Origin of the sequence: Caulobacter mirabilis (genome assembly GCF_002749615.1) — a bacterium.
Taxonomy (GTDB): Bacteria; Pseudomonadota; Alphaproteobacteria; order Caulobacterales; family Caulobacteraceae; genus Caulobacter; species Caulobacter mirabilis.
Genome location: NZ_CP024201.1, coordinates 2,882,196 through 2,904,959, shown reverse-complemented (window position 1 = coordinate 2,904,959; position 22,764 = coordinate 2,882,196). Strand labels below are relative to the sequence as shown.

Genomic DNA, 22,764 nt, shown 5'->3' with positions numbered 1-22,764 from the left:
CGTGCCCGTTGTTGATCGAGCCTTGCAAGTTGGCCGCGATCCGCTAGCGTCCCGCCATCGGGGAGTGAGCGGGCCGGAGTGGTTGGCCCGATGGGGGCGTTGTGCGAGTTTGGCGGAAGGCGGCCGTGGCCGCTGCGTTGTGCTGTTTTGCGGTGTCTTCGGCCCAAGCCCGATTCGATACCGAGACCTACCGGTACGACGATCTGGGGCGACTGATCAGCGTCACCTACGCGAACGGCCAAAGCGTCGCCTACAGCTACGACGACAACGGCAACCGCACCCAGCAGGTGACGGTGCTCGGGAATCGCCCGCCGACGGCGGCGGCCGACAGCGTCAGCACCAACAAGAACACTCCGGTGTCGTTCGACCCGCGCGGCAACGACAGCGATCCGGACGGCTCGACCCTGACCATCATCGCGACGACCAACGGCGCCAACGGAGCCGTCGTGATCACCGGCGGCGGGACCGGGCTGACCTACACGCCGAACGCCGGCTTCGGCGGGGCCGACAGCTTCACCTACACCGTCAGCGACGGAGCGCTCACCGCGACGGCGACGGTCTTCGTGACCGTGAACAGCCTGGACGAGACGCCCGACGCGCTGGACTGGTCGGACCTGTGGCCGGCCTGGAACGGACATGGCGGGACGTCGAGCACGCCCAACTGGGTCGACAGTCAGACCCTGACCATCTCCGGCCTGTCGCCGGGCGTCTCCATCACGATCGGGTTCGCCCAGGACAGCATCAGCGCCGGAAACTCCGGCCTGAACGTTCAAGTCTACAAGAACGGCTCTCTGGTCACCAACAGCCTGAGCATCCCCGACGCCGCTCAGTCCGGCGGCCACGCCGTCGGCGTCGTGTCCGTGAGCAACGGCGACACGCTGAAGTTCAAGGCGATCGTCTTCGACACGACGCTGACGAACGGGACCTCGGAACGGAGCGCCCGTCAGCTGATCTACAACCGGACGACCCAGACCTTGATCGACACCTTCTGGGTCTACGGCACGAACAGCGAGTCGCCCGGGTATCCGTGCCCGGATTGTCCGGAAACCGGCGGATAGCGAGCGCCAGCACTCGCTATCCGCCGCACGTCGGCTCGCTCCTTCATTCATCCAATTCGACCCGAGAAAGCTCACATGGCTCTCCCGCTCGCCCCTTCGCATCACAGGCCGCCGGTTTCGGACAGCGCCTTCGCCCAGGCGTTCGGCGCCGTCGCGGCGACGTTCCTGGCGACGCTGATTCCCGGCGCCGCCGCGGCCCAGGAGGCGCTGCCGCCGGTCGCATCGGTCAAGATCCTGAAGGGCTCGCAGGTGTCCCTGGCTCAGGCCGCCGGCTATTACGGCTCGGCGACGACCGCGACCAACGGGTTGTGCCGCGACTTCCCGACGAACGCGAAAGCCTGCACGGGCGCCGCTCCGCCTGCGGAGATCAAGGCGCTGGCGCGCGCGCTCACCCGGGCCGACCTCAACGCGCCGAACGGCCGGGTCGCCGACATCGACCTCATCTACGAATACGTCCGCAACGCCGTCGACACCGAGTTCCAGTTCGGCCTGCAGAAGGGCGCGGTCGGGGCGATCATCGACAAGACCGGCACCGCCTTCGACCAAGCCCAGCTGATGGTCAAGCTGGCCCGCGAGGCAGGCTATGCGGCGCGATACAAGTACGGCGTCGTGACGCTGACCGGCGCGCAGTTCGCCAACCTCACCGGCGTCTCCAAGGCGCGCGCGGCCTGCGACTTCATGGCCGCGGGCGGTTTCCCGGCGGACGTCTCGACCTGCGCCGACACCGAAACCTTCCAGATCTCCTTCAACCACGTCTGGGTGGAGGTCACGGTCGACGGCGCCAATTACTTCTTCGATCCGGCGCTCAAGCAGTACGAGGCGCGGCCGGGAGTCGACGTCCGGGCGTTGACGGGCGTCACGGCGGGCGCGACGGCCACGACGGCCCGGAGCGGCGCCGACCAGGGCGTCGACGGCGGCGTTCCCTACGGCCGTCAGTTCAACGGGCAGGGCGTGAACGGGCTGCTGAACCAGTACGCCGCCAACCTGCTGACCCAACTCAAGGCTCCGGCGATGCAGGGCAAGGGGCTGGACGACATCATCGGCGGCCAGGTCATGGTCGCGGCGGCGCGTCCCGCCGGCGGATGGCGGCAGGCGACGCCTGGCCACTACGCCCTCACGGCGACCTGGAACGAGGTGCCCGACCAGTTCCGGACCAGGCTGGACGTGTTCGCCGACAATCTGCCCTTGCTCAACGGCCCCCGGCAGACGCTTTTCAACACACGTTTCTTCGCGGACGAAATCTATGGCCGCAAGCTGCAGGTCTACGCCCGCGCCGAGTGGCAGCAGCGGCCGCCGGCCGGGCAGCCCTACGACCCCTACTTCTACTATCCGGAGCTGAAGCTGGACGACTACGTCCTGGCCAGCGGTCCGGCGCATCGGGATCCGGGGAACCTCTGGATGAAGGTGCGACTGACCGCCGACCATCCGTTCGCCGGCGCAGGGGGAACCTTCGCCGACGCCACGGTTCTGAAGAACGCCGACTTCATCCAGCCGTTCTCCATCGTCCATGGCTGGGGGCAGACCTCCCCGAACCTGACCGGAAAATGGGACCGCGAGAAGGGCTATGACGAGCTCTCGGTCGCGACCAAGTCGACGATCGCCCCAACGGCGGACACGTCCACGGCGCCGGCGCCGTCGCCGTCGGGCGACATGCTGCGCGCGCGGGTCGGCGCCACCTGGCTGGCGCAGTTCTCGAAGGCGGCCGACATCCAAGCGAGGCTCTCGAACAGCCAGTTCACCCACTACCATTCGCTGGGGGTGATCAGCGTCGATGCGACCAAAACCGGTTTCACGGTGATGGATAGCGAGGGGTACGGCGACTTCGGTTTCTCGCTGGTCGATGAGGTCTCCATCGTTGACGTCGAGACCGCCTTCGCGCTGACCCACAACGCCTCCGACGCGGTGACGCGCCGGGCCGTCATTCACGCCGTCGCGAGCACGGCCGCCGCCCTCGAAGGCAGTGTCGTGGAGCAGCTTACCGATACGCCGGACGCGCCGTCGACGGCGCGGCGGTTGGCCTGGGGCAACGCGCCCGAGTGCCCGGCGCCGGGGCGCTGCGAAAGTCCTGATCTGACGTCGCGCCGGGTCTACGGCTTCACGACCACCGACGCGGCCGCCATCGAAGGCAAGCTGGTGTTCGAGAACCTCGCCTCCGGCGTTCACGGATCCTTCCAGGGACAGGAGCCGATCAATGGGGGCTGGATCGGCTACTTCAAGCAACCGCTGGCGCGGAAGATCGCGGAGTACACGACGCTGGGCTTCGACGTGACCGCCTCGGCCGAGGCCGGCCTCGGACCGGGCTATCGCCACGGGACCGAGGTCGTCGACGGCGTGGTCGGCGGCGGGATGATCACGGTCTACCGGCGCATGCCCAGCCTGCAGATCGGCGGCGCCTTCGTGGCCAACAAGTACGGCGCCTCAGTCGACGACCCGATCGAGATCGCCAACATCCTCACGCGCTACAGCGGCTCGTCGAAGGGCGGCGGCGGTTCGACCCTGAACACCCTGGACCCCTCGAAGGCCGGCGACCTGCTCAAGGACCGCTTCGTCGATCGGTCGGGCGCGCTCGGCGTCAATCTGTCGAACGGGAGCGTCGGCTATACCAGCCCGGTGCTGGCCTCGGTCGGTTCCGGCGAGGCGCCCTACAAGCTCGAGCGCCGCGTCGAGATGGTGGGCGACGGCCGCGGGTCGGCCTCGAGCTCTGTTCCGGCCATCACCGGCGGCATTGGCTTCGTCAGCAACTGGAACGGGGCGCTCCAGTTCTCCAACTCCGGGAATGAGACGATGGGCGCCAGCCGGATCGAGGCGGCGAGCCCGACGATCGCCGCCTTCCTGGCCATGCAGGACGTCTACCGCGCCGCGCCGAGCGTCGATCGCGAAGTGATCGGCGCCCTGGTGAGCGACTGGTGGACCCGCCAGTTTCTCGCCAACGTCGCGACGGTCGCCCAGGGAAACGCGTCAAAGCAGTTCGTGAAGCTGGCGGACGGCGAGTTCGTGCCCTCGGCAGGCGGCGCCGACCGGCTGATCGTGACCGGGCAGCGCAGGCCGGTGCGCGGACAGTACTACCCGGCCTACATCCTCGGCGGGATGAACCAGAAGGAGCTGACCACCCGCAGCTGGAACCTCGACGGCCTGTCCTTCACGCTGAAAGGGGCCGCCGGCGACGAGCGGCAGTTCGAGCTGTGGAAAGTTCCCATGGAGCCGCAGCAGACGCCGGAGAGCTGGGCCGCGACGGGGTTCAGGCTGAAGGAATGGCGCTATCCTCGCGGCGTGACAGTGACGCTCGATTACCGCACGCCTCAACTTCATGATTCCCTGGCTCCCACCAAGGTCCGCAACAGTCTGGGACTTGAGCTGGCGATCCCCGCGCTCCAGATTGAACTCGGCGGCGCCAACGGCGCCGGCGTATTGAACCTGCCCGACGCCGCCGGCGGGAACACCCGCCTGGAATTCCTGCGGCCGATCGATAGCCCCGCCGCCTTCCGGCCGTTCGGCTCCTGGCCTTTGTGGAAGGTGTTCTCGCCGAACAGCGCCACGCGGCCGAGCCTCGAGTACGCCTATGATGAAACCTGGAGCGTGAGCGAAGCGCGAGACGGCAACGCGCTGGAGGCTGCGCCGCAGTACGGCCCGCACCGCTTCTTCATCGCCGGGGGGTATCGCGGCGAGCGCATGGACCCTACCGGCGCGACCTACGCGGTGGAGACTCCGCCGGTCGGCGGGGTCTCCATCGCGGGTGCGACAGTGGCTGCCCAGAGCCGCCACATCGACGGACTCGGCCGGGTGACGACCAGCTTGCTCGACGCCCGTTCGCGTGTCCTGCAGCGCACCTATCCGGAAGGCGATCGGGATCAGTTCAAGTACGATCTGCGCGACAACGTCATAGAGCTGCGCAAGATCGCCAAGCCGACCCAACCGGCGGCCGACATCGTCGTGACGGCGGGGTGGGAGACGACCTGGAACAAGCTGGCCTGGATCAAGGACGCGCGGGGATACCAGACCGATCTGTCCTATGTGCCTTCCGGTCTTGGCGCGGGCGAAGTCCAGCAGGTGCTGCAACCCGAAGTGGTCGGGGGGCGGCCGTCCTGGACGTTCGAGTACAGCGTGTACGGCCTGCTTTCGCGGACGATCGATCCTCTCGGGCTCGAAACCACCTTCAGCTATGACGCGCGCGGCAACCTGCTGCAGTCGGTGGCCGATCCGGCCGGTCTGAGCATCCGCACCTGCATGGCCTACGACGCCCTGGGCAATGTGGTCAGCCAAACCGATCCGCGCGCGGCGTCGTGTCCGTAGGCGGGGTGAGCATCATGCGAAACATAGCGATTCTCTTCTGCGGCGCCCTGGCGGGCGGCGTCTTCACGCCGGCGCAGGCCCAGTCCCCGTCCGATTTCACCAGCTACACCCAGTGGGACGCGATGCGTCGCCCGGTCCTGAAGATCGGACCGGATCCGGATGGCGCCGGACCGCTGCCGCGGACGGCGGAACGCACGACCTATGACGCCGAAGGACGGGTCATCCGGGTCGAGACGGGAACGACGACCGCGACCAACGGGGCGGACTTCACCCCGCTGCAGACCGTGAGCATCACCAACGATGCGGTCGGCCGGAAGGTGAAGGTGGTCACGCCCGCCGGGGTCACCCAGATGCGCTACGACGGCGCCGGGCAGCTGATCTGCACGGCGGTGCGGATGAATCCCGCGGCCTATGCGAGCCTGCCTGCGGACGCCTGTGTGCTGGGACCGGTGGGGGCCGACGGCAATGACCGGATCGTCAAGGAAGAGTTTGACCACGCCGGGCAGAAGCTCTCCACGATCCGGGCCTTCGGTACGCCGACCCCTCAGGCCTACGCGACCTACACCTACACGCCGAACGGGAAGCAGGCGACGGTGACCGACGCGCGGAGCAACCGCTCGACGATGACCTATGACGGCTTCGACCGGCTGTCCGCGCTGTACTTCCCGGTGACGGCCGCTGGGCAGAGTGCTTCCAGCGCGACTGACCACGAGGCCTACGGCTACGACGCGTCGGGCAACCGTATCAGCATGCGCAAGCGCGACGGTCAGATTCTCGCCTACGCTTACGACGCGCTGAACCGGGAGATACTGAAGGATGTTCCGCCCGGAACGGACAACGACGTTTACACGACCTATGACCGGCGCGGCCAGATTCTGAGCGCGGTGTTTGGCGGCTGGGCCGGGCAGGGGATCTTGGCCGAGTACGACAAGGTTGGCCGGATGACGTCGGAAGCGACGTTCGGCCGGGCGATGACCTACCAGTACGACAAGGCTGGCAACCGCACCCGCGTGACCTGGCCGGATGGTTTCTACGCCACGTACGACTACGACAACGCCAACCGGACGCGCGCGATAGGACAGAACGGCGCCTCGACGGTGATCGAGCTGGCCTATGACGCCCTGGGCCGTCGGGCTGGTCTGGCGGGTGGCGGAGCGACGAAGGGCTGGGCCTACGACGGGGCGGGGCGGATGAGCGCCCTGCAGTTCAATCTGGCCGGAACGGCGCACGACCAGCTGTGGGGGTTCGCCTACAATCCGGCCAGCCAGCTCACGTTGCGCAGCGAGACCAACGCCGCCTACAGGTGGGCGGCGTCGAGCGCGGGGACGACGAACAGCGTCTACGACGGCCTGAACCGGGACGCCTCGATCGCGGCGGTGGGCGGCGGCTATGACGCTCGAGGCAACCTGACCAACGACGGGACGCGGACCTTCACCTACGACGTGGAGAACCGGCTGACCTCTGTGATCGGCGGCGGGCCGGGCCTGAGCCTGGGCTACGACCCGCAGGGACGGCTGTCGTCCACCGGCTCGGGCGGAGCCTGGATGGTCTATCTGTACGACGGACCTAGGCTGGTGGCGGAGTATCCGGCCGGCAGCATGACGCCGCTGCGGCGCTACATCCACGGCCCGGGTACGGATGAGCCGCTGGTCTGGGCGGAGAGCGGGGCGACCCATATCTGGCGCTGGCTGCACCAGGACCGGCAGGGCTCGATCATGGGCTGGACGCGCGGCGACGGAGCAGTGGAGGAGGTCTACACCTACGGCCCCTGGGGCGAGCCGGGCGGCGACAACTGGAGCGGAAGTCGGTTCCGCTACACCGGCCAGATCATGCTGCCGGAGGCCAAGCTCTATCACTACAAGGCCCGGGTCTACGACCCGATCGCCGGCCGCTTCCTGCAGACCGACCCGATCGGCTACAAGGACGACCTGAACCTCTACGCCTACGTCGGCGGGGATCCGATGAACAAGAACGATCCTTCCGGGCGGCAGGGCGCTATGGCGGATGCGGCGTTCAATGCTCGCATCAAGCGTGAATTGACGGATGGCAAGGAGGCGAACGGCCTTCCATCGAAGCCATCGCCACCCGCGAAAACATACCTGACGACGAGCGCCCAGGCGCGTGTTGCTGCGGTGCCGGGGGCAGGGGCCGCCGCGAGCGTCGGCGGATACACCACAACGGATATGAGCACCGGCAAAGTCACACAGGGCGGCGCAAAGATCACCGGGTCCTTCTTGGCGGGGGCGGATCTCGCTGCTGGCGGGTCGGTGGAAGCGCAACTGTCAACCAGCGAGCCCAAGAGTGGAATAAGCCCTACTCTTGCCGGGTCGGCTGGGCCTGTGGGTGTAACGGCGCAGCCTGGCTCAATCGCTGTTTCGGGGGAGGCCAATATGGTCCCCATGCCGGCGAGCGCTACCGCGGGCATGGAGATTTCAGTGTACATTCCATTTCATGTGCAGGGGGCTCAAACACCCACCGGCGATGCGGTGAAATCTGCGGTTGATGGGCTGAACCAGATCATGAAGCCGTCAAACTATTTGAAACCCCAAGAAGGACGTTACTAGGTTTTCGAGTGGGAGGAGCGATGAGGGGCATGCGCGCGGTGGCTCTTGCCGCAATGCTGGCGACGGTATCGTGCAACGGCGATCGAGTTGACCGTAGAGATTCTGATCAGTTCATTCTTCCGATCAATGATCTTGAAAGATGCCTGGTTAATTCGGCGAAAAATAGTTCTCTTAGGGGTGATCTTGACGTTGTTGTGGCGAATAGTGAAGTGTTTTCGAGAGTCCGAACTCCCCCTTCCTCCTTGCCAAAGGGAATGCCTATGGAATATTATACAGTGAACATGCGTGACTATGGGCATTCTATTGCGATATATTCCAGCAAGGAAGCGTTGTTGAAATCTCTGGGTGATGGCCCGTACGTCGGTATGAAGGGGAGAGATATTTTCTCAAAATCTGGAGACAGTCCAATTGTTCTAAACTACGGACTCCTTCCATCTGTGATTTGGTCCGATGTTGGAAAAAGAGATGTTTCATCATCTCGAAATCTTTTCAAAAGCTCTTGCTAATCTTATTCATCGCGCTGCGCGCAGAGTTTTTCCGACGAGATCGCGATCTAGGGCCACGCTTCGCCGCGCATGCTACGGGCCAACCATAGCCAAGGGCTGAAACCCCCTTGCCTTCGCGCCCTGGGCGAATAGGCTGGCCTCCAGGTCAGTGGGAGTGGGGCGATGTTTCGGGGCTTGATGGCGGCGACGGCGGTGATGCTGAGCGTCGCCGGGGGAGCCGCGTCCGCGGCGACGGTCACCTATACCTATGACGACCTGGGGCGGCTGAAGACCGTGACCTATTCGACCGGCGTCACCATCACCTACAGCTACGACGACAACGGAAACCGCACCGCCACGGTGACCACCACCTAGGCGGCGGTCGCGGCCTGACGGCCAGACTTCGAAACAGCTGGAAGCGCCCGTTGCGGCGGGCGGGATGACGAACGCGGGGGCGTGTCTTGTACCGTAGAGATTGGCGTGGAGTCGCGGCCGGCGGCCTGTTCGGCGGCGTGTCGCTTATAGCTCTGGTCGCCCAGCCGGCGATGGCGCAGGGGCTTTCGGCCGTGCCGTCGGTGCAGGTGCTGAAGGGCGAGCTGGTCTCGCCCGCGGCCGCCTCGGCCTACTATGGCGGCGGAACGACCTCGACGAACGGGCTCTGCGCCCAGTTCCCGTCGAATGCGCAGGTCTGCACCACGCTGCGGCCGCCCGAGGTGAAGGAGCTGGCGCGGGCGCTGCGCGGCGATCCGGACCTGATCTACGAGTACGTCCGCAACGGGATCGACACCGAGTTCCAGTACGGCCTGCAGAAGGGCGCGCTGGGCGTGATCATCGACAAGTCGGGCACGGCCTTCGACCAGGCCAGCCTGATGGTGGAGCTGCTGCGCGAGTCGGGGATCACGGCGAGCTACAAGGTCGGGACGATCACCCTGACCGGGCCCCAGTTCCAGGCCTGGACCGGTCTGGACCAGGCCAAGGCGGCCTGCCAGTTCCTAGCCCTCGGCGGCATTCCGGCGATCATCAACGGCTCCAGTCCGGCCAACTGCGCGCTCTCCGGCTCGGTCAGCAGCGTGACCCTGGGCCATGCCTGGGTCGAGGCGACGATCGGCGGCGGGACCTACCAGTTCGACCCCGCCTACAAGCCCTACACCCACAAGGCCGGCATCGACGTGAAGGCCGGCATGGGGTTCACGGCTGGCGAGATCGCGTCAGCCGCTGGAGGGACGACCGGGTCCAGCGGCAGCGCGTCCTATGTGACCGCCTTCAATCAGACCGCCCTCAACGGCAAGCTTCAAACCTGGTCCTCAGCCCTATTGGCGCGGCTGAGGCTGGCGGACCTGCAGGGCGCGGACCTAGCCGACGTCGTCGGCGGTCGGGAGATTCAGGCGGCGACGCGTCCGGCCGGAGGATGGCGGCAAGGGGCGCTGCCCTATACCGCCTCAGCCTACGCGACCTGGAGCGGCGGCGTCCCCGACCAGTATCGGACGACGCTGCGGGTCGCGTCCGCGGTCGAGGTCAACCCCGGCCAGACCCAGACGGTTATCGACAAGACCCTGTTCGTCGATGAGATCTACGGCCGCAACCTCGGCGTCCAACCCAAGCGCGCACTGAACCTGCCGCGGCCGCCGGGCTCGGTCTACGATCCGTACAAATGGTCGGCGGAAGTGTTCCTCGACAACGTCGTGGTGGCGACTGGACCGACGTTCATCTCGCCGATCGGCCTCGATCTGCCGCTCACGCTGACAGCCAACCACCCCTACGCGGCGGCCGGCGGAACCTACGCCGATGCGAGCGTCCAGAAGACGATCAACTACAATCTGCCGTCGCTGATCGCCCATGGCTGGGGGGCGACCTCCACTGCTCTGGCCGCCCGATGGGATCGGGAAGAAGGTGTCGAGGGCCTGACCCTGCTGCCCGTTCGCCTGGGAAGCCGCTCGAAAGATTCGACGCCGACGACCACCACCTCGGGCAAGCTGATGCGGATGCGGATCCAGGCCACTTGGCTGGCGCAATTCTCGGCGTCCGGCGCGCTTCACGCCGAGCTGGCCGGCGGACGATTCACGCACCATCACAGCCTGGGCGTGATCACGCCGAACCTGCGGGTCGTGTCGGCGATACCGATCGTGCAGTCGGGAGAGCCGCCACAGCCGCTCAATTCCCAGTTCTTCGATGAGGTGACGGTCGTCGACCTGGAGACCGCGTTCGGCGTGGTGTCGAAGACCGACGACGCGGCGGCGCGACGGGCGGCGGTGCACGCGATTGCGGCGACGGGCGCAATGCTCGAAGGCAGCGTGGCCGAGCAGCTGTCGGATTCTCCGGACTCGGTTTCGACCGCCCGTCGCTTCTCCTGGGGCAATGAGCCAGAGGCGAGTGAAACCCCGAACGCGTCGAGCCGGCTCTCCTACGGCTTCACCGCGGCGAACGCGTCCTCGGCCCGGAGCCTGATGGTGACCGAGAACCTCGCCAGCGGCGCCCACGGCAAGTTCGCGGGCCAGGAAGCGTGGGTCAACGTGGATGGCGGCAAGATCGGAGGCGCCGCGACAATCGTCAATTATACGGGCGCGGGTTTCGATGTGACCGCTTCGTCCGAGACCTCCTTGGGCCCGGGCTTCCGGCACGGTTCGGTCTTTGTTTCGGGATATGTCGGCACTTCGGGAGGGACACATCCGGTCTATATGCGGAACCCATCGAGCCAGGTGGGCGGCGCACTCATCGCCAATCGCTACGACGGCGCAGGCGATCCCGTGGACATCGCTCACGTGGTCCTCACGGCCGGTGCGGCCTACAAGGGCGGCGGCGCGAACATCATCAAGGAAGGCGTTACCTACGACCCCAACAAGGCGGCGCAAACTCTCAAGGATCGCTTCGTCGATCGCTCCAGCGCGCTGGGCGTGAACCTGCAGACCGGCTCGGCCGGGTACGAAAGTCCGGTTCTCGCCTCGGTCGGCGCGGGTGAAATGCCCTTCCGTCTGGACCACAGGATCGCCGTGCGCGGCGGCGGGCTGCGGCAGCCCAGCCCGCTCGGCTATGACGAGCTGGGCTATCAGTTGTCGCCGACCGGGGACGTCGACGGCGTGGTGTCCAACTGGGAAAGCGCCGCGGTGATCGGAGGCTCCGGCGCCGAAGCCTTGGGGGAGAGCCTGCCTGCGGCCGGGGTCCAGGCGATCGTGGCCTTCACCGCGATGCAGGACAGCTGGCGGCAAGCCGCTTCGCCTACGAGAGAAGTGCGCGGCGTCCTGATCGCCGACTGGCTGGGGCGCGAGATCGCCGGAAACACCGTCACGATCAACCAGGGCGGAGCGACGGAACAATATGTGCGCCTGGCGGACGGAACCTACGCCCCGACCGCCGGCGGCGCCGCGAGAGTGTCGGTGACCGGAACCCGACAGGCGCTGCGGAAGGTGCAGGCGGGCATCTGCAATCGCCCCGGCTGCGACTACGTGCTGTCGACCAGCCGGTACTGGGCGCAGGACGACCTGGCCGTCACCGCCATCGGCGCCCACGGCGATCAAAGAAGCTACGAGTTCTGGAAGATCGGCAGCGCTACGGACTCCCGCCAGGGCCACCGCCTGAAGACCTGGACCTTCCCTCAGGGCGTCGTGCTGACGCTGAGCTATCCGGCCACGGTCGGGGTTCCCGCGCCCGTCTACGAGATCCCGAACGCGGTGAGTTCGAACCTGGGACCGGTCCTGAACCTGCCGACGGTCGCCGAGACGCCCTACTGTACCGCCGTCCTGTCGGCGCTTCAGGCCGGAGGCGGTGAGAACAAGGTCACGTTCAACGCGATCATGGCGCGGTCGGTCAGCCAGCGTCCCTATCGCTTCTGCACCCTGGCGGAGGTCTACACCCCCGCGGACACGGCGACGCCGTCGCTGTCGTACGCCTACGACAGCGTGGGCCGGGTGAAGGAGGCGCGGGACGGGGTGTCGATCCGACAGCCTGGGGTGCGGGGCGCCCACCAGTTCTTCATCGCCGAGGGCTATCGCGGCGAGCGCCAGGACCCGGAAGGCGGCCGCTATGCGGTGGAGACGCTGGAAGGGGGCCGGCTGACGCGGACGATCGACGAGCTGGGCCGGGTGACGACCAGCGGGCTGGACGGGCGCAAGCGGGTGGTGTCGCGGACCTATCCGGAAGGCGACCAGGACCTGTTCGGCTACGACGTGCGCGACAACATGGTCAGCCTGGTCAAGAAGGCCAAGCCGGGTTCGGGCCTGGCGGACCTGACCAGCACGGTGAGCTACGGCGAGGGGCCGCTGATCTGGACCTGCGTCAATCCGAAGATCTGCAACCGGCCGACAGCGTCGGACGGGCCGCGGACGGATGTCGTCGACGTGACCAGCTACAGCTGGAACGGCTCGAACGGGAACCTGACGCAGATTCTCAAGCCGGCCGACAGCGGCGGGACGCGGCCGCAGACCGACTACGGCTACACGGTGCTGGGCGGGGTGTCGCTGATGACCTCGATGACCGAGAAGATCGACTCTTCGAGCAGCACGACGACGACCTACGAGTATGACGCCGGGGCGCAGTACCGGCTGAAGGCGAGCACGGTGGACAGCGGCGGGCTGAACCTTAGGGCCTGCTACCAGTACGACGCGGTCGGCAACATCACCGGCGTGAGCGACCCGCGCACGGCGACCTGCCCGGCGACGATCCAGTGAAGGGGCCGGGGGGCATGAGTGTGATGACCGGACGCAAGACGATCCTGGCGACGACGATCGCCGGGGCGGCGCTGCTGGGGGCCGGGCCGGCCTTGGCGCAGTACACCTCGAACTATGTCTGGGACGCCGACCGGCGGCTGGTGTTCGAGATCGCGCCGGACCCGGACGGGGCCGGACCGCTGCCGCGGACGGCGACCCGGCACGTCTACGACGCCGACGGCCGGGAGATCCGGACGGAGAAGGGAACCACGACCACGGCGACGGGGTCCGACTTCGTGGCCCTGGAGGTGGTGGAGGCGGCCTACAGCGCCACCGGCCAGAAGCTGAAGACGACCAGCCCGGCGGGGGTGACGCAGTTCGCCTACGACGGCCTGGACCGGCTAACCTGCACGGCGGTGCGGATGAACCCGGCGGCCTACGCCAGCCTGCCGGCGGACGCCTGCACGCTGGGGCCGGCGGGATCGGACGGGAACGACCGGATCACCAAGGACAGCTACGACCTGGCCGGGCAGAAGACCTCGACGGTCCGGGCGTTCGGCACGGCGACGCCTCAGGCCTACGCGACCTACACCTATACGGCCAACGGCCTGCAGGCGACGGTGACCGACGCGCGGAGCAACCGCTCGACGATGACCTATGACGGCTTCGACCGGCTGTCGGGGCTGTATTTCCCGGTGACGACGGCGGGGCAGAACACCTCGAGCGCCACCGACTACGAGGCCTACGGCTACGACCAGGCCGGCAACCGCATCAGCGTGCGCAAACGCGACGGCCAGGTGATCGCCTACGGCTACGACGCCCTGAACCGGGAGACGGCCAAGGATATCCCCGGCGGGACGGTGGAGGACGTGTTCACCGGCTATGACCTGCGCGACCGAGTGGGCGCCGCCCAGTTCTTTGACGGCAGCGGCATCTTCGCCCAATACGACAAGGCCGGCCGGATGACGTCGGAGGCGACGTTCGGCCGGGCGATGACCTATCAGTACGACGCCGCCGGCAACCGCACGCGGGTGACCTGGCCGGATGGCGGGACCTACGTCACCTACAGCTACGACAACGCCAGCCGGATGACGATGATCCGGGAAAGCGGCTCGACCATCCTGTCCGAGATCGCCTACGACAGCCTCGGACGGCGCGTGGGCCTGGCGGGCGGCGGCGGGGTGGTGACCGGCCGGGCCTATGACGCGGCGGGGCGTCTGAGCGCCCTGCAGTACAACCTGGCCGGCACGGCGCACGACCAACTCTGGGGGTTCGCCTACAACCCGGCCAGTCAGCTGAAGCTGCTCAGCGAGACCAACGCCGTCTACACCTGGGCCCCGCCGGGACCGGCCACGACGGGGAACACCTATGACGGCCTGAACCGGGACGCCTCGATCGCGGCGGTGGGCGGCGGCTATGACGCCCGCGGCAACCTGACCAACGACGGGACGCGGACCTTCACCTACGACGTGGAGAACCGGCTGACGTCGGTGACGGGCGGCGGGCCGGGCCTGACCCTGACGTACGACCCGCAGGGGCGGTTGGCGTCGACGACGTCGGGGGGAGCCTCGACAGCCTTCCTGTATGACGGCTCGCGGCTGGTCGGCGAATACGCCCCGAGCGGCGCGCTGCTGCGGCGCTACATCCACGGCCCGGAAACCGATGAGCCGCTGGTCTGGGTGGAAAGCGGGGCGACGCACATCTGGCGCTGGCTGCACCAGGACCGGCAGGGCTCGATCGTGGGTTGGACGCGCGGCGACGGCGCCGTGGAGGAGCTCTACACCTACGGTCCTTGGGGCGAGCCGGGCGGCGGGAACTGGACGGGCAGCCGGTTCCGCTACACCGGCCAGATCATGCTGCCGGAGGCCAAGCTCTATCACTACAAGGCCCGGGTCTACGACCCGATCGCGGGGCGTTTCCTGCAGACCGACCCGATCGGCTACAAGGACGACCTGAACCTGTATGCCTACGTGGGTGGGGATCCGGTCAACAAGGCGGATCCGGATGGGAAGCAAGCGGTCATCAGCGTTGAGGCAGCGGGCGAGGTCACGCCAGGCGTAGGAATGAGAGGATCGGCAGGTTTTGTGCTTCAGATTCCCGGCCTCAACGAGAACTGGGCTACGTCTGAAAACTGGGACTTCGGGGTAACCGCTTCTGTTGGCGCTGCGGCTGGGCTCAAAGCCGATGCCGGACTCGCTATTGGAATCGCCCCAGGCACGATTCCCGAGAACGAAGGGGTTTCAACGAGCACCAATGTTACCGTGGGACCGCTCAGTGGCTCCTATACCACTCCACTTACCGGGCCGGGAGCAGGCAAAGGCGCGAGCCCACAGGGTTCAAGGGAGGCTCCAAACAGCGGCGGCAAAGCCGGCCCGCGGACTGCCGCCGTTAGCAAGATCAATGCTCGGATTGGCAGGGTAGGTGTTGGCGCCTCGCAATCCTTAGACGCTCGCGGATCCATAACCATCAAGAAGGTTATGGACTTCTTTGGCGGAAAGAAGAAGGACGACGAAAGAAAGAGATGAAAAAGAGTCTAATAGGAAAAATATCTGTAACTATATTTCTAACCCTATTTCTTGCGTACTTCGCGGATAGGGCATTCGGCGGGACGATCTCCAAACTTGTTCACCCGTTTGCCTTCTTTGCGGGCTTTTTTATCTTTTGGGGCATTGCATATTCAATTATGAAGTCGAGGGGGTATTTCGACTGGTTCAAGGATTGAGCATCAAACCGCCTGGATCGAATAGTCGCTGGAGCTGATTTCGGCCCTATCGACCGGCCGATGGGCGTCCCGCAGAGCGAGATTCCGATATGTGTTCTTGCGCCAGCGCGACGGCCAGTGCTTCGCGGCGCAAGTATTCCAGCCTCCAAACTCCGCCCTCAGCGGACATCACAGGGACGGCTCATACGGGCATACCCAAAATGGGCCGGGAGACGGGCGGCCAAAGAGCCGAATTTCACGCGGCGAGTTTGCTATGATCGCGCTTGCCCCCGCTGCGGCCGAGATCGAGACAATGTGTGGCCGCTGCAGTATTTGTTGGCGCCGGAACCTTGGGACGGACTGACACCCCCTCAACCGAGATCGACTTAGTGTTAGCTCTTAGTTGTGCTTCTTCTGCAGCGACTGAGAGTGGAGAGAAGCATTCACCCGCCGGTTCTTTGTCGCCACCGCCTCGAACCGCACGCGGTGCACCTGTCCCGGCAGGCCGGCGGCCTTGTAGAGCGGGCGGGTCTGGATCGCGGTCAGCGCCCGCGCCTCGGCCAGCAGCTGGGCTTCCGGCGGGGTTCCGGCCTCGGCGCGGACGATGCGGGGCGGGCGGGCCGAGCCGCCGCCGTTCAGGACCAGTTCCAGGGTGACCGCCGCCGCGGCGGGCCTGACCCCATCGGGTCCCTGAGGTCCCGACAACCGCCTCTCTCCCGTGAAGCGCCGACCGCCGCTGCGGTCGCCGGCGGTCCGGCGTCCCGGGCGCCGGGCAGACTTCCGCGCCGCGACGGCCGCGAGGTCGAAGGCCCGGCCGTGAGGGGCTCCGCGTCGCGCCGTCCGGCCCCGCTAACCGCCCCCTCAGAAAATCTCTTTTGCCCACCCAGGTGGTAGGTTTTATCGCCGGTCGGGGGGCGGGAAACCGCCCGGCATCAAAACCGGGGCGATGTGCGTTTGTATGTCGGCCGCTAGAACAGGCCGAGCCGCGACGCGACGATGACAGCCCTGGACGCCGTGACCCCGACGCCCGAACGCCGGCCGCGCCGCAAGCCGTGGCTGCGCCGGCGCAGCGCCATCCCGGGCTTCGGCCTGACGATGGGCGTGACCCTGACCATCCTGTCGCTGATCGTGCTGATCCCGCTGACCGCGGTGGCGATCAAGTCGGCCGAACTGTCGTTTCCGGAGTTCATCGCCGCCGCCTTCTCCGAGCGGGCGCTGAAGGCCTATGAGCTGACCTTCGGGGCCTCGTTCCTGGCGGCCGTGGTCAACGGCGTGTTCGGGGTCCTGACCGCCTGGGCCCTGGTCCGCTACAGCTTTCCCGGCAAGAGCGTGATCAACGCCCTGGTCGACCTGCCGTTCGCCCTGCCGACGGCGGTGGCCGGCATCGCGCTCGCCACGCTCTACGCGCCGCAGGGCTGGATCGGCCAGTTCCTGACCCCGCTGGGGATCAAGGCCGCCTACAGCCCGCTGGGCGTGGTCATCGCCCTGACCTTCATCGGCCTGCCGTTCGTGGTCCGGACGCTGGAGCCGGTCATGCACGACCTGGCCGCCGACGTGGAGGAGGCCGCCGCCAGCCTGGGCGCCAACCGGCTGCAGACCATCGTGCGGGTGGTGCTGCCGGCGCTCGCGCCCGCCTGGCTGACCGGCTTCGCCATGGCCTTCGCCCGGGCGGTCGGCGAGTACGGCTCGGTGATCTTCATCGCCGGCAACATGCCCTACAAATCCGAGATCGCCCCGCTGCTGATCGTCATCCAGCTGGAGCAGTACGAGTACGCCGCCGCCGCCTCGATCGCGGTGGTCATGCTGGCGGTCTCCTTCCTGATGCTGCTGGTCATCAACGCCATCCAGGCCTGGGCGAGGAGATACGCATGAGCCGCGTCGCCGCCCGCCGCCCGACCGAGGATCCGACCTGGGCCAGGGTCCTGGTCGTGGGCCTGGTCCTGGCCTTCCTGGGCCTGGCGCTGATCCTGCCGCTGGCCTCGGTGTTCGTGGAGGCGCTGCGCAAGGGCCTGCCCGTGGCGCTGGAGGCGATCCGGAATCCCGACGCGCTGGCGGCCATCAAGCTGACCCTGCTGACCGCCGCGATCGCCGTGCCGTTCAACGCCGTCTTCGGCCTCTGCGCCTCCTGGGCGATCGCCAAGCATCACTTCCGGGGCAAGGCCTTCCTGATCACCCTGATCGACCTGCCGTTCTCGGTGTCGCCGGTGGTGGCGGGCCTGATCTATGTGCTGGTGTTCGGGGCCCAGGGCTGGTTCGGCGGCTGGCTGATCGAGCACGACATCAAGATCATCTTCGCCGTGCCCGGCATCGTGCTGGCCACCGTCTTCGTGACCTTCCCCTTCGTCGCCCGCGAGCTGATCCCGCTGATGCAGGAGCAGGGGACCGACGAGGAGGAGGCTTCGGTCTCGCTCGGCGCCTCGGGTCTGCGCACCTTCTGGAGCGTCACCGCGCCGAACGTCCGCTGGGGCCTGCTGTACGGCGTGCTGCTGTGCAACGCCCGGGCGATGGGCGAGTTCGGCGCGGTGTCGGTGGTCAGCGGCCATATCCGCGGCCTGACCAACACCATGCCGCTGCATGTCGAGATCCTCTACAACGAGTACGACTTCGTGGGCGCGTTCGCGGTGGCGGCGTTGCTCTGCCTGCTCGCCCTCGTCACCCTGGTGCTGAAGAGCCTGCTCGAGGCCGCCCAGCCCGGCCGCAAGGCCGCACACTGACCGGAGCCCACGCCGTCCCATGACCATCTCCATCCGATCGGTGCAGAAGACGTTCGGCCGTTTCCCGGCCCTGAACGACGTCAGCCTGGAGATCGCGCCCGGCGAGCTGCTGGCGTTGCTCGGGCCGTCGGGCTCGGGCAAGACCACCCTGCTGCGGGCCATCGCCGGCCTGGAGTATCCCGACAGCGGCCAGATCCTGTTCGAGACCGAGGACGTCACCTACGCCGGCGCGGCTCGGCGCGGGGTCGGGTTCGTGTTCCAGCAGTACGCGCTGTTCAAGCACATGACCGTGGCCAAGAACGTCGCCTTCGGCCTGGACGTCCGCAAGGGCGCCGCCAAGCCGTCGAAGACCGAGATCGCCGCGCGGGTCGACGAGCTGCTCAAGCTGGTGGAGCTGGGCGACCTGGGCAAACGGTTCCCGTCGCAGCTGTCCGGCGGCCAGCGCCAGCGCGTGGCCCTGGCCCGGGCTTTGGCGGTGTCGCCGCGGGTGCTGCTGCTCGACGAGCCGTTCGGGGCCCTGGACGCGACCGTCCGCAAGTCGCTGCGCAAGGAGCTGCGCCGCATCCACGACGCCACCGGCGTGACCACTATCTTCGTGACCCACGACCAGGAGGAGGCCCTGGAGCTGGCCGACCGGGTGGCGATCCTGAACCAGGGCCAGATCGAGCAGGTCGGGACGCCCTCCGAAGTCCACGACAATCCGGCCAACCCGTTCGTCTGCGGCTTCGTCGGCGAGGCCAACCGGTTCGAGGGAGCGGTCCGGGACGGGCGGTTCGTCTCGGGCGGGGTGACGCTGGCGGCGCCCGGTCTGGCGGACGGCCCCGCGGTCGGCTTCGTGCGTCCCTACGACATCGCGCTGGACGGCAAGGGCTTCGAGGTTCGGGTGGAGCGGGTCGGCATCGACGGCGCCGTGGCCCACGTCGACCTTGTCACGCCCCAGGGTGAACGACTGGAAGCTCAGGTCTCTCGCGAGCAGGGGCGTTCCCTGGCGGCCGGCGCCGCGCTGCACGCCGAGTCGCGTCAGGCCCACATATACTCACTTTAAAGTAGTAAAAACGGCGGATATCGCCGTTCTGCAATCTTAGGATGCGGTTTACCCAAGGGCGCCATTATCGGTTGCATGAGGGCTAGAACGCACCTGAAGGGTTTTCTCGCAGAACAGCGAGGCGCGGCGGCGCTGGAGTTCGCCATCGTCGGCCCGATGTTCGTCGTCATGCTGCTGGGCCTCTGCGGCTACGGCGGCTACTTCTGGATGTCCCACGCCGTTCAGCAGGTGACCAACGACGCCGCCCGCGCCGCGATGGCGGGTCTGGACAACACCGAACGCACGGCCCTGGCCACAGCCGCCTTGAACGCCGAGATCGGCGACTATGTCTGGCTGGAGCGGAACAAGGCCACCCTGACCGTCACCAATGCGTCCGACCGGGTTACGGTCGCCATCTCCTATAACGCGGCCGACACGCCCTTCTGGTCGATGAAGGGGCTCGTCCCCATGCCGTCGAGCACGATCTCGCGCTCGGCCACCGTCCGGCTGGGAGGGTACTGATGCGGCTCCGTCGGTTCGCCAGGGACGAGCGCGGGGGCATCGCCCTGATCGCGGCCTTCTCCTCGGCCCTGATCATCGGCTTCGGCGCGCTCGCCATCGATATGGGCTCGGTCTACGGCCAGACCCGCAAGCTGCAGGGCATCGCCGATCTGGCCGCCCTGGCCGCCGCGCGCGACATGCCGAACGCCCAGCGAGCGGCCCAGGCGACCGCGGCCGCCAACGGCTGGCGGGGTCCGCTCACCGTCGAGGTGACCAGCGGCAAGTACAAGCCCAATCCCGCGGTCGCCGCGGCCAACCGCTTCACCGCCGGCGCGGCCGCGCCCAACGCGGTGCGGGTCAAGCTCTCCGGCAAGGCTGACATCTTCTTCGGCCAGGTGTTCCTTGGCCGGTCCACCGTCGACATCAGCCGATCGGCGACGGCCGCCCGCGCCGAGATGGCCAGTTTTCAGCTGGGCTCGCGGCTGGCCTCACTGAACGGCGGCGTGGCCAATTCGCTGCTGAAGGGCCTGACCGGCAGTTCGATCAACCTGTCGGTGATGGACTACAACCAGCTCCTCAACACCGACGTCGACCTGTTCAAATACCTGGATCTGCTGCGGACGGAGCTCGGTCTCAGGGGGCTCTCCTACGAGAAGGTGCTGCAGGCGGATGTGACGACCGGCAAGGCGTTGCAGGTTCTGGAGAAGCTTCTCGACGACGAGGGCAAGGACAGCGCCGCGCTCGCCGTGCGCCAGATCGCCCAGGCGGCGGGCACGGCTACGCCGGCCGAACTCGACAAGCTGATCAGCGTCGGCCCCTACGGCCCCCAGAGCAGCGTGTCCGGCGGGCAGGGCGCGGGGATCGCGGTCAGCGCCCTGGACCTGACCAGCGCTACGCTCCAGCTCGCCCAGGAAGGGCGGCAGGTGAAGCTCGACATCGGAACCAACGTTCCCGGCGTGGCCAGCGTCGACGCCTGGCTGGCGATCGGCGAGCGGCCGAACAACTCGACCTGGCTGACCGTCAGCTCCGACGACAGCGTCGTGATCAGGACCGCGCAGACCCGCCTCTATCTGGACGCCAAGGTCGGCTCCGGCGGTCTGCTGGCCGGCATCGCCCAGGTCAATCTGCCGATCCTGGTCGAGACCGCCTCGGCGGAGGCCAAGCTGCAAAGCCTCGACTGCAACAACCGCATCGCGACCCTGGCCGTGAAGCCGAGCGTCGGCAAGCTGTGGATCGGCCAGATCGATCGGACCAAGCTGAACGACTTCACCCATCCGATGACCGTGGGATCGGCGACGATCGCCGACACCCTGCTGCTCGACATCACCGGCAGTTCGCAGGCCTCGATCGGCGGCGCCAGCTGGAAGAGCGTCTCGTTCAACAACAACGAGATCAAGGCCAGGACGCTGAAGTCGGTCCAGACCGACGACATCGCCGGGGCGCTGATCGGCACCCTGATCGGGAATCTCGACCTGGATATCGACATCCTCGGGATCCTGAGCCTTTCGCTTGGCAACAACGCGGTCATCAAGGTCGTGGGCGACCTTCTGACCGCGGTCGCCGCGCCCTTGGACGGACTGCTCAATACGCTGACCGGGATCCTGGGCGTGAAAGTCGGAGAAGCGGATGTCCGCGTGAATGGCCTGCGCTGCAAGGAGGCGGCGCTGGTGGCCTGACGCGATGTGAGATCCAGGTCGTTCCCTGCTTCGGATGGGACGACCTCGGTAACGGCCCGTCTCTTGGCGGGGAGGGCCGAAGGGGCGTCGGCCGGCCTTGCTCCCCCGTGGGCCCGCCGACGCCCCGCTTTCCTTCTACTGCTGCTGTTGCTGCTCCTGCCGCCGGCGATCGTCCGCGGCGCGCGCGCGTCGGCCGCCGGCGAAGACCGGCCGGGGAAGGCGCAGGAATTCCGGGTCGGCGACGGCCGCTCGCGCCCGCCCCACGGAGACCGCCACCGCCAGCTGACTTTCCGCCTCGCCCTTATAGACCCCGCGGGTCGGCGGCGCGTCTCCGTAGTCGCGGCCGACGGCGACGGCCACGTGGCGCTCGCCCGCCAGGACATTGTTGGTGGGGTCGAAGCCGATCCAGCGCAGGGTCGGGAGGAACACCTCCACCCAAGCATGGGTCGCATCCGGATCGGAGCGGTCCCCCTGACGGCGGTCGGTGAACAGGTAGCCGGAGACGTACCGCGCCGGCACGCCCCAGGCGCGACAGACCGCCAGCATGACATGGGCGAAGTCCTGGCAGACGCCGCGGCCTTCGGTCAGGGCCAGGTCGATCGGACTGTCGGCGTCCGTGATCCCGGGCGTGTAATCGAAAGCCTGGTAGATGGCGGTGTTCAGCGCCCGGATGGCGGTGAGGGGATCGCGTCGGCGCAAGTCCTCCAGGTCGCGTTCGGCCATGAACCGCGTGAGCGCCTCGGTGACCTGAACAAAGCCATGGGGACGCAGGAAGTCGAAGCACTCGCCCCGCACGAAGTCGCCGCGCAGTCGGTCCCACTCCCCCATATCCAGCGTTTCGGGCAGGGGTTGAGCCGGTTGCGTCTCCACGGCCGCCCGCGTCTCGATCGTCAGGGTGTCGTGCGGCTGGGGGACGTCGAAATGGTGGACGGCGTTGCCGAAGTCGTCGACGTAGGAGAACAGCGGCGCGCGGGGATCTACGGCCAGATCGAAGCTGATCAGTCGCTGGCCGGCGCTCTTACGGGGCTGCATCCGCAGCTCCATCAGGCTTTCCCGGACCAGCTGCTCGTAGCGGTACTGGGTGAGGTGCCGGATTTCGAGCAGCATCAGG

Annotated in this window: 13 protein-coding genes; 11 read left to right on the top strand and 2 right to left on the bottom strand. The window is 67.3% G+C overall.

The features are described 5' to 3' along the window. Nucleotides 1-125 precede the first annotated feature (125 nt). The 6 genes from CSW64_RS13865 to CSW64_RS13840 all read left to right on the top strand — a co-directional run bounded on the left by CSW64_RS13865 (nt 126) and on the right by CSW64_RS13840 (nt 15,562). On the top strand, nt 126-1,058 hold the full coding sequence (locus CSW64_RS13865; protein WP_172448563.1) for an Ig-like domain-containing protein: 933 nt from the start codon (nt 126-128) through the stop codon (nt 1,056-1,058). Nucleotides 1,059-1,133: 75 nt separating this feature from the next. Then, nucleotides 1,134-5,348, top strand: coding sequence for an RHS repeat domain-containing protein (locus CSW64_RS13860; RefSeq protein WP_099622669.1), 4,215 nt, complete (start codon nt 1,134-1,136; stop codon nt 5,346-5,348). Nucleotides 5,349-5,362: 14 nt separating this feature from the next. Further along, nucleotides 5,363-7,912: an RHS repeat domain-containing protein gene (locus tag CSW64_RS13855; RefSeq protein ID WP_099622668.1), complete on the top strand. Its 2,550-nt coding sequence runs from the start codon at nt 5,363-5,365 to the stop codon at nt 7,910-7,912. A 668-nt stretch (nt 7,913-8,580) separates the two neighbouring features. Further along, nucleotides 8,581-8,772: an RHS repeat domain-containing protein gene (locus CSW64_RS13850; protein ID WP_216361176.1), complete on the top strand. Its 192-nt coding sequence runs from the start codon at nt 8,581-8,583 to the stop codon at nt 8,770-8,772. A 137-nt stretch (nt 8,773-8,909) separates the two neighbouring features. Further along, a complete protein-coding gene (locus CSW64_RS13845) occupies nt 8,910-13,058 on the top strand; it encodes a transglutaminase domain-containing protein (protein ID WP_150131416.1) in 4,149 nt (1,382 codons plus the stop codon). Nucleotides 13,059-13,081: 23 nt separating this feature from the next. After that, nucleotides 13,082-15,562 carry an RHS repeat-associated core domain-containing protein gene (locus tag CSW64_RS13840; RefSeq protein WP_172448562.1) on the top strand — a complete coding sequence of 827 codons (2,481 nt, stop codon included), beginning with the start codon at nt 13,082-13,084 and terminating at the stop codon, nt 15,560-15,562. Between the two features lie 575 nt (nt 15,563-16,137). Here CSW64_RS13840 and CSW64_RS13835 read toward each other — a convergent pair. Then, entirely contained in the window at nt 16,138-16,443 is a 306-nt protein-coding gene (locus CSW64_RS13835) for a hypothetical protein (RefSeq protein WP_099622665.1), read from the bottom strand. 291 nt (nt 16,444-16,734) lie between these two features. Here CSW64_RS13835 and cysT point away from each other — a divergent pair, with 291 nt between their 5' ends. The 5 genes from cysT (at nt 16,735) to CSW64_RS13810 (ending at nt 21,653) form a co-directional block, all read left to right on the top strand. Beyond that, a complete protein-coding gene (cysT, locus tag CSW64_RS13830; RefSeq protein ID WP_099622664.1) occupies nt 16,735-17,610 on the top strand; it encodes a sulfate ABC transporter permease subunit CysT in 876 nt (291 codons plus the stop codon). Then, entirely contained in the window at nt 17,607-18,452 is an 846-nt protein-coding gene (gene cysW, locus CSW64_RS13825; RefSeq protein ID WP_099622663.1) for a sulfate ABC transporter permease subunit CysW, read from the top strand. Before cysT ends, cysW begins: the two co-directional genes overlap by 4 nt. Nucleotides 18,453-18,471: 19 nt before the next feature. Beyond that, on the top strand, nt 18,472-19,497 hold the full coding sequence (locus CSW64_RS13820; protein ID WP_099622662.1) for a sulfate/molybdate ABC transporter ATP-binding protein: 1,026 nt from the start codon (nt 18,472-18,474) through the stop codon (nt 19,495-19,497). 75 nt (nt 19,498-19,572) lie between these two features. Beyond that, nucleotides 19,573-19,998 (top strand): TadE/TadG family type IV pilus assembly protein, encoded by a 426-nt coding sequence (locus CSW64_RS13815; RefSeq protein ID WP_099622661.1) that lies wholly within the window; start codon nt 19,573-19,575, stop codon nt 19,996-19,998. After that, nucleotides 19,998-21,653 (top strand): TadG family pilus assembly protein, encoded by a 1,656-nt coding sequence (locus tag CSW64_RS13810; protein ID WP_245863701.1) that lies wholly within the window; start codon nt 19,998-20,000, stop codon nt 21,651-21,653. The genes CSW64_RS13815 and CSW64_RS13810 overlap by 1 nt, the downstream gene beginning before the upstream one ends. Before the next feature lie 135 nt (nt 21,654-21,788). On the opposite strand, the gene CSW64_RS13805 is transcribed toward CSW64_RS13810, so the two are convergent. Then, nucleotides 21,789-22,760, bottom strand: a complete 972-nt coding sequence (locus tag CSW64_RS13805; protein ID WP_099622660.1) for a transglutaminase family protein — start codon at nt 22,758-22,760, stop codon at nt 21,789-21,791. Nucleotides 22,761-22,764 lie beyond the last annotated feature (4 nt).